Source organism: Streptomyces sp. NPDC041796, assembly GCF_055590785.1.
In genome coordinates this window covers 61,394-74,055 of sequence record NZ_JBVJAH010000003.1, presented here as the reverse complement: position 1 = coordinate 74,055, position 12,662 = coordinate 61,394, and the positions used below count along the sequence as shown (strand labels likewise).

At 71.5% G+C, this 12,662-nt stretch carries 12 protein-coding genes and 1 pseudogene; 8 read left to right on the top strand and 5 right to left on the bottom strand.

All coding sequences use genetic code 11. The annotated features are described in order from the left end of the window. Positions 1–45: 45 nt before the first annotated feature. A pseudogene (locus tag ACZ6C1_RS06520) lies at positions 46–492 on the top strand (ATP-binding protein); the annotation flags it as partial. Positions 493–685: 193 nt separating this feature from the next. Here ACZ6C1_RS06520 and idi read toward each other — a convergent pair. The 5 genes from idi to ACZ6C1_RS06495 form a co-directional block, all read right to left on the bottom strand. Next, positions 686–1,279, bottom strand: coding sequence for an isopentenyl-diphosphate Delta-isomerase (gene idi, locus ACZ6C1_RS06515; RefSeq protein ID WP_469238297.1), 594 nt, complete (start codon positions 1,277–1,279; stop codon positions 686–688). Positions 1,280–1,380: 101 nt separating this feature from the next. After that, positions 1,381–2,637, bottom strand: coding sequence for a GNAT family N-acetyltransferase (locus ACZ6C1_RS06510; RefSeq protein WP_469238295.1), 1,257 nt, complete (start codon positions 2,635–2,637; stop codon positions 1,381–1,383). A 194-nt stretch (positions 2,638–2,831) separates the two neighbouring features. Next, the gene (locus tag ACZ6C1_RS06505) at positions 2,832–3,779 is read right to left on the bottom strand and encodes a cation diffusion facilitator family transporter (protein WP_469238293.1); all 948 of its coding nucleotides are present in this window, start codon (positions 3,777–3,779) and stop codon (positions 2,832–2,834) included. Positions 3,780–3,919: 140 nt separating this feature from the next. Further along, positions 3,920–4,909 (bottom strand): UDP-glucose 4-epimerase GalE, encoded by a 990-nt coding sequence (gene galE, locus ACZ6C1_RS06500; protein WP_469238291.1) that lies wholly within the window; start codon positions 4,907–4,909, stop codon positions 3,920–3,922. After that, a complete protein-coding gene (locus ACZ6C1_RS06495; RefSeq protein ID WP_469238289.1) occupies positions 4,906–5,304 on the bottom strand; it encodes a hypothetical protein in 399 nt (132 codons plus the stop codon). The genes galE and ACZ6C1_RS06495 overlap by 4 nt, the downstream gene beginning before the upstream one ends. On the opposite strand from ACZ6C1_RS06495, the gene ACZ6C1_RS06490 reads away from it, so the two are divergent. The 7 genes from ACZ6C1_RS06490 (at position 5,290) to ACZ6C1_RS06460 (ending at position 12,494) form a co-directional block, all read left to right on the top strand. Beyond that, positions 5,290–7,224, top strand: a complete 1,935-nt coding sequence (locus ACZ6C1_RS06490) for a DUF5941 domain-containing protein (RefSeq protein ID WP_469238287.1) — start codon at positions 5,290–5,292, stop codon at positions 7,222–7,224. The two genes, ACZ6C1_RS06495 and ACZ6C1_RS06490, sit on opposite strands and share 15 nt — an antisense overlap. After that, on the top strand, positions 7,221–7,955 hold the full coding sequence (locus tag ACZ6C1_RS06485) for a phosphocholine cytidylyltransferase family protein (protein ID WP_469238286.1): 735 nt from the start codon (positions 7,221–7,223) through the stop codon (positions 7,953–7,955). Before ACZ6C1_RS06490 ends, ACZ6C1_RS06485 begins: the two co-directional genes overlap by 4 nt. Further along, a complete protein-coding gene (locus ACZ6C1_RS06480) occupies positions 7,943–9,004 on the top strand; it encodes an iron-containing alcohol dehydrogenase family protein (protein ID WP_469238284.1) in 1,062 nt (353 codons plus the stop codon). The genes ACZ6C1_RS06485 and ACZ6C1_RS06480 overlap by 13 nt, the downstream gene beginning before the upstream one ends. After that, complete coding sequence (locus ACZ6C1_RS06475) at positions 8,982–9,761, top strand: CDP-alcohol phosphatidyltransferase family protein (RefSeq protein WP_469238282.1); 780 nt, start codon at positions 8,982–8,984, stop codon at positions 9,759–9,761. Before ACZ6C1_RS06480 ends, ACZ6C1_RS06475 begins: the two co-directional genes overlap by 23 nt. A gap of 8 nt (positions 9,762–9,769) precedes the next feature. Continuing rightward, positions 9,770–10,642: a glycosyltransferase family 2 protein gene (locus ACZ6C1_RS06470; protein WP_469239054.1), complete on the top strand. Its 873-nt coding sequence runs from the start codon at positions 9,770–9,772 to the stop codon at positions 10,640–10,642. A gap of 117 nt (positions 10,643–10,759) precedes the next feature. Further along, a complete protein-coding gene (locus ACZ6C1_RS06465) occupies positions 10,760–11,689 on the top strand; it encodes an ABC transporter permease (RefSeq protein WP_469238280.1) in 930 nt (309 codons plus the stop codon). Then, positions 11,682–12,494 carry an ABC transporter ATP-binding protein gene (locus ACZ6C1_RS06460; protein WP_469238278.1) on the top strand — a complete coding sequence of 271 codons (813 nt, stop codon included), beginning with the start codon at positions 11,682–11,684 and terminating at the stop codon, positions 12,492–12,494. The genes ACZ6C1_RS06465 and ACZ6C1_RS06460 overlap by 8 nt, the downstream gene beginning before the upstream one ends. The last annotated feature ends 168 nt before the right edge of the window (positions 12,495–12,662 follow it).

Here is a 12,662-nt window from a genome sequence, read left to right as displayed (position 1 = left end):
CTCGATGACGTGGCGACAATCGAGCACGAGGGTGGAAATCGGACCATGGAGAGCCGCGGGAGCGCCCCGGCCCGGCCTCCCTCGTACGAAGGGGTCTGGCGATTCACGGCTCCCGCCGTCGATGTCTCCGTACCGCAGGCCAGGCATGCCGTACGGGATTTGCTGAAACGTCAAGGCGTGCCGGTGCACGACGATGCCGTCCACGCCCTGCTGCTGATCGTTTCCGAACTGGTGACCAACGCCGTACGACACGCGGCCCTGCTCTCACCCGAGCTCGCGCTGGAGGTCGCGATCGGCGCGGAGTGGATCCGGGTGTCGGTGGAGGACAACCACCCGTACCGCCCCAAGGCGCTGGAGGCCGACTACGGCCGCACGGGCGGGCGTGGCCTGCTGCTGGTGCGGGAGATCACGAAGGAGGCGGGCGGAGAGTGCGACGTCGAGCACACCCCGAGCGGCGGAAAGATCATCTGGGCGGCCCTGCCTCTGAGACCCGGGGCACCACCCGCACCGCTGCCACCCGCCGTGCCGGTGGTGACGACCGTACCGGCCGTATCCCCTGTACCGGCCGTACCTGCGGTACCGGCCGTCTCGCCGGTGCCGACCGGGTCACCGCTGCCCTCCGCGCCCCCGGTACCGGCCGGGCCCCCGACGGGCGAGGGACCGGCCGGCCCGGACGGGCCGACGGTCACCAGCCCCCGGTCTCCCCTGTCAGCTCCTTGATCGCTGGGCGCGCGGCGTCCAGCACGGTCATGAACCAGGCGGAGAACGGAGCCGAAGCGTGCCGCTCGGTCAGCTCACGCGCCGTCACGAAGGCCGTCTCCTCCACCTCCACCGGATCCGGCCGCAGCGGAGCCTGCACCATCCCCACGAAGAGGTGGTTGAACTCCTGCTCGACCAGCCCCGACTCGGGGTCCGGATGGTTGTAGCGGACCGTTCCCGCCTCCGCCAGCAGCGACGGCGACACCCCGAGCTCCTCGTGGACGCGCCGGGCGGCCGCCGCGAACGGCGCCTCGCCCGGATACGGATGCCCGCAGCATGTGTTCGACCAGACACCGGGGGAGTGGTACTTCCCCAGCGCCCGCCGCTGCAGCAGCAGCCGCCCCTCCTCGTCGAAGAGGAACACCGAGAACGCCCGGTGCAGTTGCCCGGGCGCCTGGTGGGCGGCCAGCTTCTCCGCGGTGCCGATGGTGGTGCCGTTCTCGTCGACCAGTTCGAGCATGATCGACGGCGCGGTTCCGTTCGACGAGCTGTTCGCCGCGGTGGCTGGTGTGGTCGGCATAACCATCCTTCGCTTCGGTTCTCGGCCCTGTGGGGCACGCCTCAGTCTGCCGTACAAAAGCCGCTTGTCGGCACACGACGACCCGCACCCGTTATGTCGGATCAGACGCCGAATGCCGACGGATAGTGGATCGTGCCCCTCGGCACTTCCCGGTAACCGTCCAGGTCGAGCGCCATCATGGCCTCGTCCGGTACGTCGAAGGACGGCCTGATCCCGTGCCTCGACGCGGGCACGAAACCGAACCTCGGGTAGTACTCCGGATGACCGAGGACCAGCACCAGCCGTTCGCCCGCCAGCCGTGCCGCGTCCAGCACCGCACGGACCACGGCCTGCCCGGCGCCCTGCCGCTGGTACGCGGGCGCGACCGCGACCGGCGCCAGTGCGGCGGCCGGGGAGCCTCCGACACGGCACCGGGTGATCAGCGCGTACGCGGCGATCGTGCCGTCCGGGGCCTCCGCGACGTACGAGAGGCCCGGCAGCCACGCGGAGGGGTCCTCGCGGAGCCGGTCGACGAGCTGGGCCTCCGCCTCCGTCCGGAACGCGGTGGCGGTGACCGCGCGTACGGCCGCGGCGTCCGCGCCGGTCTCCGGCCGCGTACGCCAACGGGGGTCGGCCGGCCGCAGCACGTAGCCCGTGTACCCGTACTCCCCGCCGTGCTCCCGGCGCATCGCGATCTCCCCGCGGGTCGCGGCGAGTGCCTCGGTCATGCCCGGTGCGGCGGGGTCGGCCGCGTCGGCCCGCTCACCGAGCGGTCCGTAGTACTCGTCCCAGTCACTCTCGGGCTGGGGGTACGACCCGATCACGTGGTAACCGGCGCCGACGGCCGCCGCGGTGTTCGCCGCGGGGGTGCGCAGCGCGTAGTGCCGGTCCCAGAAGGCGCGTGCCTCCGGGCTCGGATCGTCGGTGGTCCACTCGCACTCGGTGACGACCAGCGTCCCGCCGGGGGATAGCAGCCGCCGCCAGGAACGCAGTGCGCGGTCGAAACCGATCGCGTACGCCGAGCTCTCCGCCCACACCAGGTCGAACGACCCGTCGGGGTGGGGGAGCGCGCCCATGTCGCCCTCGACGGTGTGGACGGCGTCCCCCAGCCCGCGGGCGGCGGCGGCCTGCCGCAGCTCGGCCAGGAACGGCGCGTGCAGGTCGACGGCGGTCACGTCCGCGCCGGCCTCCGCGGCCAGCAGCAGCGCGGACCGGCCGGGGCCGCAGCCCAGGTCCAGCACGCGCGGCCGCTCGGGCAGCGGACCGGCGAGGCACGCGAGGGAGAGGAGCCGGCGGGTGGTGTCGTCGGAGCCGGGGCCCTGCCGCGGCAGACCGTGGTGCAGGGCGAAGAAAGCGTCGTACAGAGCGTTGTCGGACAACGTGGGAACCCTTGGAAGTGAGCGGGCCCCGGCCGACGTGTACGTGTGAGGACGTACGAGATCAGGTCAGCCGAGAACCCGGAAGCCGAAGTCGATGCTGGACCGGGTGCCGCACTGGGCGGCCGTCACCGCGACGGTCATCAACCTCAGCTCCTCTCACAGGTACGACCAACGGAACAAAACCCTAGCAGCGGTCAGTGACAGAGCCTCGCCTCGTGCGCGGCATGACCGCTCGGCTCGAGCTGGAACGTGCAGTGCTCGACGTCGAAGTGGTCGCCGAGGCAGCCCTGAAGCTCGTGCAGCAGCTTCTCGTGCCCCACCGAATCGAGCGCTTCCTGGTGCACCACCACATGCGCCGACAGCACCGGCATGCCCGAGGTAATGGTCCATACGTGCAGGTCATGGACGTCCTGCACACCGGGCAGGGCCAGTATGTGAGCCCGCACCTCACCCATGTCCACGCCCCTGGGGGCCGCCTCCAGCAGCACGTCGAGCGTCTCCCGCAGCAGCTTCAGCGTGCGCGGAACGATCATCAGGCCGATCGCCAGGGACGCGATCGGGTCGGCCGCCTGCCAGCCGGTGGCCAGGATGATCCCGGCCGAGATCAGCACGGTCACCGAGCCCAGCGCGTCCGCCAGCACCTCCAGGTACGCGCCCCGTACGTTGAGGCTCTCCTTCTGCCCCCGCACGAGGAGGGACAGCGAGACCATGTTGGCGACCAGGCCGAACAGGGCGAACGCGATCGCGACGCCACCCCTGGTCTCAACCGGCGTGACGAACCGCTGCACCGCCTCGAACAGCAGGTAGCCGCCCACGCCGAGCAGCAGCAGACAGTTGGCGAGCGCGGCCAGGATCTCGGCCCGCGCGAATCCGTACGTCCGCCTCTGGTCGGCCGGGCGCCCCGCGAAGTGGATGGCGAGCAGCGCCATGGCGAGGCCGACGGCATCGGTGGCCATGTGCGCGGCGTCGGCGATCAGCGCGAGCGAGTCGGCCATGACGCCGCCCACGAGCTCGGCCGCCATGACCGCCAGGGTGATCGTGAGCGCGATCCGCAGTCGCCCCTTGTACGCGGCGGCCGCGGTCCCCGTCGGCGGCGGCCCGCCGTGCCCGTGGCCGTGCCCGTGATCGTGCCCTGCCCCCATCGGACGCCTCCCGCTGATCGACAACAACGGTCAGTGAACTACGGGTAGGGGGTATCCGCAAGCCGGTACTGAACACCGTTGTCATATGCCCTGACCTGCGGTTATGTCCGCTGGTCAGGGTGGTCGGCGGGGTGGCGCGATCAGCGTGTACGAGCCACGGCGCGTGCCTCGGGATGGCGAAGGCACCAGCCCTCCCACGCCGACTCGACCATCTCGCGCACACCGAGTGAGGCCGTCCACCCCAGTTCCGCGGTGATCCGGTCGACCGACGCGACGGCCTTCGCCGCGTCCCCGGGCCGCCGCCCCTCGACCACCGGTGCGTGGCCGCTTCCGGTGACCTCGGCCACCAGGTCGGCGAGCTGCCGCACGGACACGCCCTCGCCGCGGCCGATGTTCAGCGTCAGGTCGCCCTTCTGCTCGCCGAGACGGCGGGCGACGGCGAGGTGCGCGTCGGCGATGTCGGCGACGTGGATGTAGTCACGGATGCAGGTGCCGTCCGGCGTCGGATAGTCGTCACCGAAGATCCGGGGGGCCTCCCCGCGTGTGATCCGGTCGAAGAACATCGGAATGATGTTGAACACCCCGGTGTCCGCCAGCTCGGGCCGTACGGCCCCGGCCACGTTGAAGTAGCGGAGGCATGCCGTCGCCATGCCGTGCGCCGTGCCGGTCGCCCGCACCAGCCACTCACCGGCGAGCTTCGTCTCCCCGTACGGATTGATCGGCACCGCAGGGGTGTCCTCGTCGATCAGCTCCACGTCCGGCACTCCGTACACGGCGGCCGAGGAGGAGAACAGGAACCGCTCGATCCCGGCGGCCACCGCCGCCTCCAGCAGCACGGTCAGCCCGTGCACGTTCTCCCGGTAGTAGCGCAGCGGCTGCTCGACCGACTCCCCGACCTGCTTCCTGGCCGCGAGATGCACCACACCGGTCACACCGTGCCCGGCCAGCGTCCGGTCCACCAGCTCCCGGTCGCCCAGCGAGCCGAGCACCAGCGGAATGCCGGCGGGCAGCCGCTCCGGAACGCCCGACGAGACGTCGTCGAGGACGACGACCCGCTCGCCCGCCTCCGCCATCGCCAGGGCCACATGGGCGCCGATATATCCCGTACCGCCTGTGATCAACCACGTCATGACGGCCAGACTAGGCGGTCGGCACCCGCGGTTTGTGGGGTGAGGTGCCCATCGACGATGATGATCGCGTCCTGGCCGACGGCCGTCGGATGCCGGGAAACCTCAATGAACTTCCGCTTCCGTTCATCCGATAGCCTCTGCCGACGTGCCGCCGCCCGACCGGGCCGAGCCACCGTGCACCAGCCCTGTTCAGCTCCAAGGAGTGAGTTCGTCTGTCGACCGCCATCCTCACCGGTCCTCCGGTACCCGGATCGCCGCTCGAGGGCGATCTGCGGTCGCTGGGCTTCGACGTCCGGGTCGCCGCCGACGAGCGGGAGACCGCCGCGCTGCTCGCCGCCGTCCCGGCCGCTGAGCGGGTCGCGGTCGTCGACCCGAGGTTCGTGGGCCACGTCCACGCACTGCGCCTCGCCCTGACGGACCCCCGCTTCCCGGCGGCCACGGCCCCCGGCGCCCTCACGGCCCAGCCGGAGGCCCGCCCCGCCCTGACCCGCGCGCTGACACCCGCGACGTCCGCCGCGCCCCGGCCTTCCGCCGGTGCCGGCACCGCGCCGGGCGGGTCCGGCGACACCCCCACCGGCTCACCCGCGGCCACGGCCGGCGAAGCCGCCACAGCCACGACGCCGGCCGGCGGCAACCGGAACCCGGCCGTCCAGGGCGCGGACGACGGCGTCGGCACGGCGCTCGTCGCCGACGCGGACCGTGCCGACGGCTCGCCCGCCACCGCCCCGCCCGGGCTCACGGGCGACGCGCCAGGCACGGCCGTGCGGGCGCGGGCCACCGGGGGCACCGAGGCGGCCACCGCCGCCACGACGGCCGGTCACCCCGGCCCCGGCCAGGGTGTCGTCACCCTCCCCGACCGTCTCGCCGAGGCGCTGGCGGCCGACGGGGTCCAGGTGCACCGGCCCGAGCTCGGGTCGCTGGTCGCCGCCGTGCCCGTCGACCCGCAGGGCCGCAAGGAGACGCGGGACGCCGTCGAGGCCGTCGACGACGAGGCCGTACGCCTCCGCTCCGCCGTGAAGGCGCGGGACGGTTTCTTCACCACCTTCTTCATCAGCCCGTACTCGCGCTACATCGCCCGCTGGTGCGCCCGCCGGGGCCTCACGCCCAACCAGGTCACCACCGCCTCCCTCCTCACCGCGCTCGTCGCGGCCGGATGCGCGGCGACCGGCACGCGCGGCGGCTACGTCGCCGCCGGACTGCTGCTCCTCTTCTCGTTCGTGCTGGACTGCACCGACGGGCAGCTCGCCCGCTACTCGCTGCAGTACTCCACGATGGGCGCCTGGCTGGACGCGACCTTCGACCGGGCCAAGGAGTACGCCTACTACGCGGGCCTCGCCCTCGGCGCCGCGCGCGGCGGGGACGACGTATGGGCGCTGGCGCTCGGCGCGATGGTCCTGCAGACCTGCCGCCACGTCGTGGACTTCTCCTTCAACGAGGCCAACCACGACGCCACGGCGAACACCAGCCCGACGGCCGCGCTGTCCGACAAGCTCGACGCCCGGGGCTGGACGGTCTGGGTGCGCCGGATGATAGTCCTGCCCATCGGCGAACGCTGGGCCATGATCGCCGTCCTGACGGCCGTCACCACGCCCCGCGTCGTCTTCTGGGCCCTGCTGATCGGCTGCGCCTTCGCCGCCTGCTACACCACCGCCGGCCGCCTCCTGCGGTCGCTCACCCGCAAGGCCCGCCGCACCGCCCGTGCCGCCCATGCCCTGGCCGACCTCGCCGACTCCGGGCCGCTCGCCCAGGGCTTCGCGGAGGCGTTCAAGAAGGCCCCCCGGACCCTGGCGCCCGTCACCGCCCTGACCGGAGCCGCCGCCGTCGTCGCCACCGCCGCCCTCGCGCCGTCCGGCGGCCCCTGGCCCGTGGTCGCCGCCCTCGGGTACGCGGTCACCTCCGGACTTGCCGTGGCCCGCCCCCTCAAGGGCGTCCTCGACTGGCTCGTCCCGCCCGTCTTCCGGGCCGCCGAGTACGTCACGATCCTGGTCCTGGCCGCGCGCTCGGACGCCCCGCAGGCGCTTCCCGCCGCATTCGGCCTGGTGGCGGCCGTCGCCTACCATCACTACGACACGGTCTACCGCATCCGCGGCGGCACCGGCGCGCCGCCCGCGTGGCTGGTGCGGACGATCGGCGGCCACGAGGGCCGCACGCTGGTGGTGGCGGTCCTCGCCACGGTCCTGGCGACCGGGAGCCACTTCACCCTCGGGCTCACCGCCCTCGCGGTGGCCGTCGCGCTGGTCGTGCTCGTGGAGTCCATCCGCTTCTGGGTGTCCTCCGGAGCACCCGCAGTACATGACGAAGGAGAACCCGCATGATCGGCCTCGTACTCGCAGCCGGTGCCGGACGGCGTCTGCGCCCCTACACCGACACGCTCCCGAAGGCCCTCGTGCCCGTCGACGGCGAGAAGACGGTCCTCGACCTGACCCTCGCCAACTTCGCCGCCGTGGGCCTCACCGAGGCCGCCATCGTCGTGGGCTACCGCAAGGAAGCCGTCTACGCGCGCAAGGCCGAGCTGGAGGCCGCCTACGGTCTGAAGCTCACCCTGATCGACAACGACAAGGCCGAGGAGTGGAACAACGCCTACTCCCTGTGGTGCGCCCGTGACGTCCTGAAGCAGGGCGTCATCCTCGCCAACGGCGACACCGTGCACCCGGTCTCCGTCGAGCGGGACCTCCTCGCCGCCCGCGGTGAGGGGAAGCGGATCATCCTCGCCCTCGACACGGTGAAGAACCTCGCCGACGAGGAGATGAAGGTCATCGTCGACGGCCAGGGCGTACGCCGCATCACCAAGCTGATGGACCCGGCCACCGCCACCGGCGAGTACATCGGTGTCACCCTCATCGAGCCCGAGGCCGCCGAGCCCCTCGCGGACGCGCTCAAGGCCACCTTCGAGCGTGACCCCGACCTCTACTACGAGGACGGCTACCAGGAGCTCGTCAACCGCGGCTTCCGGATCGACGTGGAGTCCATCGGCGACATCCGCTGGGTCGAGATCGACAACCACGACGACCTCGCGAAGGGCCGTGAGATCGCGTGCCTGTACTGACCCGGCTGATCCCCTCGCCGGTCGTCGTCGACATCTCTTGCGGGGCGATGGACGACCTGGCCGGCCTCCTGGTCGACCAGCGGATCTCCGCCTCCGGCAAGCTGGCCATGGCGATCAGCAACGGCTCCGGCCAGGCGCTGCGCGAGAAGCTCGCGCCGCTGCTGCCGGACGCCGACTGGTATCCGGTCGCCGACGGCAGCATCGACTCCGCCGTGCGCCTCGCCGACGCCATAAAGGGCAAGCGGTACGACGCCGTGGTCGGCCTCGGCGGCGGCAAGATCATCGACGTGGCGAAGTACGCCGCGGCGCGGGTCGGCGTGCCCATGGTCTCGGTCGCCACGAACCTGTCGCACGACGGCATCTGCTCGCCGGTCTCCACCCTCGACAACGACAACGGCCGCGGTTCCTACGGCGTCCCCTCGCCGATCGCCATGGTCATCGACCTCGATGTCATCCGTGAGGCGCCGGCGCGGTTCGTCCGCTCCGGCATCGGCGACGCGATCTCGAACATCTCGGCCATCGCCGACTGGGAACTGTCCCACCGGCACACGGGGGAGCAGGTCGACGGCCTGGCCGCCGCCATGGCCCGAACCGCGGGCGAGTCGGTGCTGCGCCACCCGGGGACCGTCGCCGACGACGAGTTCCTCATCGTGCTGGCCGAGGCCCTCGTCCTGACCGGCATCGCCATGTCGATCAGCGGCGACACCCGGCCCGCGTCGGGTGCCTGCCACGAGATCTCCCACGCCTTCGACCTGCTGCACCCGGCGCGCGCCGCGCTCCACGGCGAGCAGGTCGGACTCGGGGCCGCCTTCGCGATGCACCTGCGCGGCGCCCACGAGCAGTCAGGGCTCTTCGCCGAGGTCCTCCGCCGGCACGGCCTGCCGGTGCTGCCCGAGGAGATCGGGTTCTCCCCGGACGAGTTCGTCGCGGCCGTGGAGTACGCACCGCAGACCCGCCCCGGGCGCTTCACCATCCTCGAGCACCTCGACCTGTCCACCGACCAGATCAGGGACGCGTACGCCGACTATGCCAAGACCATCCGTAGCTGAACTCCGCCCGGTCGTTCATCCGGCGGGAGTGAAGGACCGTCGAAGCGGTGAGCACTGGGGCGGCCGCCTCTACATGCGCGAGATCTCGCTGCGCATCACCCGGTTGCTGGTCACCACACGGGTCACCCCGAACCAGCTCACCTACGTGATGACCGTCGCGGGCGTCCTCGCCGCGCCGGCCCTGCTGATCCCGGGCATCCCCGGCGCGCTGCTCGGCGCTCTCATGGTCCAGCTCTACCTGCTCCTCGACTGCGTCGACGGCGAGGTCGCCCGCTGGAAGAAGCAGTTCTCGCTCGGCGGGGTGTACCTGGACCGCGTGGGCGCCTACCTGTGCGACGCGGCGGTGCTGGTCGGCTTCGGCCTGCGCGCCGCCGACCTGTGGGGCAGCGGGCGGATCGACTGGCTGTGGGCCTTCCTCGGCACCCTCGCCGCCCTCGGCGCCATCCTGATCAAGGCCGAGACCGACCTCGTCGGCGTCGCACGCCACCAGGGCGGTCTGCCGCCGGTCAAGGAGTCGGCCGCCGAGCCGCGCTCGTCCGGTATGGCGCTGGCCCGCAGGGCCGCCGCGGCGCTGAAGTTCCACCGGCTCGTCCTCGGCATCGAGGCGTCGCTGCTCATCGTGGTCCTGGCGGTCCTCGACACGGTCCGCGGCGACCTGTTCTTCTCCCGCCTCGGCGTCGCGGTCCTGGCCGGTATCGCGCTGCTCCAGACCGTGCTGCACCTGGTGTCCATCCTCGCGTCGAGCAGGCTCAAGTGAGGACGCCGATGAAACTGGGCGCCGTCATCATCACCATGGGCAACCGCCCCGACGACCTCCGCGCACTCATCGAGTCCGTCCGCAAGCAGGACGGCGACCCGGTGGAGGTCGTCGTCGTCGGCAACGGCGCTCCCGTCACGGGCGTCCCCGACGGCGTGCGCACCATCGACCTCCCGGAGAACCTGGGCATCCCCGGCGGCCGTAACGTCGGCATCGAGGCGTTCGGCCCCGGCGGCACCGACGTGGACGCCCTGCTGTTCCTGGACGACGACGGTCTGCTGCCGAACACCGACACCGCCGAGCTGATCCGCCAGGCGTTCACGGCCGACCCGGCGCTGGGCATCATCAGCTTCCGGATCGCCGACCCGGACACCGGTGTCACCCAGCGCCGCCACGTGCCGCGGCTGCGTGCCTCCGACCCGATGCGTTCCTCGCGCGTGACGACCTTCCTCGGCGGCGCCAACGCCGTGCGGACGAAGGTCCTGGCCGAGGTGGGCGGGCTGCCGGACGAGTTCTTCTACGCGCACGAGGAGACCGACCTCGCCTGGCGGGCGCTCGACGCCGGCTGGATGATCGACTACCGCGCGGACATGGTCCTCTTCCACCCGACGACCGCGCCCTCCCGGCACGCCGTCTACCACCGCATGATCGCCCGCAACCGTGTCTGGCTGGCGCGCCGCAACCTGCCCGCGCCGCTGGTGCCGCTCTACCTCGGTGTCTGGCTGCTGCTCACGCTGGCCCGGCGCCCCTCGATGCCGGCGCTCAAGGCCTGGTTCGGCGGGTTCAAGGAGGGCTGGACGTCTCCGTGCGGGCCGCGCCGGCCCATGAGGTGGCGTACGGTGTGGCGCCTGACGAGACTGGGCCGCCCACCCGTCATCTGACAAGCTCGGAATCTGACAAGCTCGTCACCGACAAGCACGGGGCAACCGGGGCCCGGCCGCCACCTGACCCGCCCGCCCCCCATCTGCCGCGCATCTTGGACACGAAAGTTTCAACTTGTGAGTGAGACAACCCATGACGGAGCGATCGCCGTGACCGCCCCGCCATCTCCGGACGCGGGCCTGTCCGCGGCGGAACTGGCCGCCAAGTACGGCCTGTCGGTCAGCGGTGCCCGGCCCGGTCTGGCCGAGTACGTCCGGCAGCTGTGGGGGCGCCGTCACTTCATCCTGGCCTTCTCCCAGGCGAAGCTCACGGCCCAGTACAGCCAGGCCAAGCTCGGCCAGCTCTGGCAGGTGGCGACACCGCTGCTCAACGCGGCGGTCTACTTCCTCATCTTCGGCCTGATCCTGAACGCCGGCCGCGGCATGGAGAAGGACGTCTACATCCCGTTCCTGGTGACGGGTGTCTTCGTCTTCATGTTCACGCAGACGTCCGTCATGTCCGGTGTGCGGGCGATCTCGGGCAACCTGGGGCTGGTGCGGGCCCTGCACTTCCCGCGCGCCTCGCTGCCCATCTCCTTCGCGCTGCAGCAGCTCCAGCAACTGATGTTCTCGATGGTCGTGCTGTTCGTGATCGCGGCGGCGTTCGGCAGCTACCCCTCGATGAGCTGGCTGCTGATCCTCCCGGCGCTGGCGCTGCAGTTCCTCTTCAACGTCGGCCTGTCGCTGATCATGGCCCGGCTCGGCAGCAAGACCCCCGACCTCGCGCAGCTGATGCCCTTCGTCATGCGCACCTGGATGTACGGCTCGGGCGTGATGTTCTCGATCCCGATCATGCTCCAGGACAAGCCGGCCTGGATCGCCGACGTCCTGATGTACAACCCGGCGGCCATCTACATGGACCTGATCCGGTTCGCCCTGATCGACGGGTACGGCTCGGAGAACCTGCCCTCCCACGTCTGGCTCGCGGGCCTGCTGTGGGCCGTCCTGGTCGGGGTGGCCGGGTTCGTGTACTTCTGGAAGGCAGAGGAGCGGTACGGCCGTGGCTGATCACACCGAGGACGTGACCGCGACCGCCGCCGCCGACGGCGCGCGGATCCCCACCGTCATCGCCGACGACGTGCACATCGTGTACCGGGTCAACGGCGGAGGGGGCGGGAAGGGCAGCGCCACCGCGGCGCTCAGCCGGATCCTGCGCCGCGAGAAGGGCGAGTCCCGTGGCGTGCGCAAGGTGCACGCCGTGCGCGGGGTGTCCTTCACCGCGTACCGGGGCGAGGCCATCGGCCTGATCGGCACCAACGGCTCCGGCAAGTCGACCCTGCTGCGCGCCATCGCGGGCCTGCTGCCCACGGAGAAGGGCAAGGTCTACACCGACGGCCAGCCCTCGCTGCTGGGCGTCAACGCGGCCCTGATGGGCGACCTGACCGGCGAGCGCAACGTCATCCTCGGCGGGCTGGCCATGGGCATGTCGCGCGAGGAGATCCGCGAGCGCTACCAGGACATCGTCGACTTCTCCGGCATCAACGAGAAGGGCGACTTCATCACCCTTCCCATGCGGACATATTCCTCGGGCATGGGCGCCCGGCTCCGTTTCGCGATCGCCGCCGCCAAGAACCACGACGTGCTGATGATCGACGAGGCACTGGCCACCGGCGACCGCAAGTTCCAGATCCGCTCCGAGGAGCGCATCCGGGAGTTGCGCAAGGAGGCCGGCACGGTCTTCCTGGTCAGCCACAGCAACAAGTCGATCAGGGACACCTGCGACCGCGTCCTGTGGCTGGAGAAGGGCGAACTGCTGATGGACGGGCCCACGGACGAGGTCCTGCGGGCGTACGAGAAGGAGACCGGCAGGTAGTCGCGGTTCCGTCCGGCCGGCGAGGGCCCCTGTGGGAGCGCGCGGGGGCCTCGGCGGTGGCGCGGACCGGAGCCGGGCACGCACGGTCGGCCCACCGCGCCCGGGTGCCGTGTTTCGGTCAAGTCCCGTGCCGCCCGGGGGTGTTGATGCCAAGAGCGTGACGGTTCC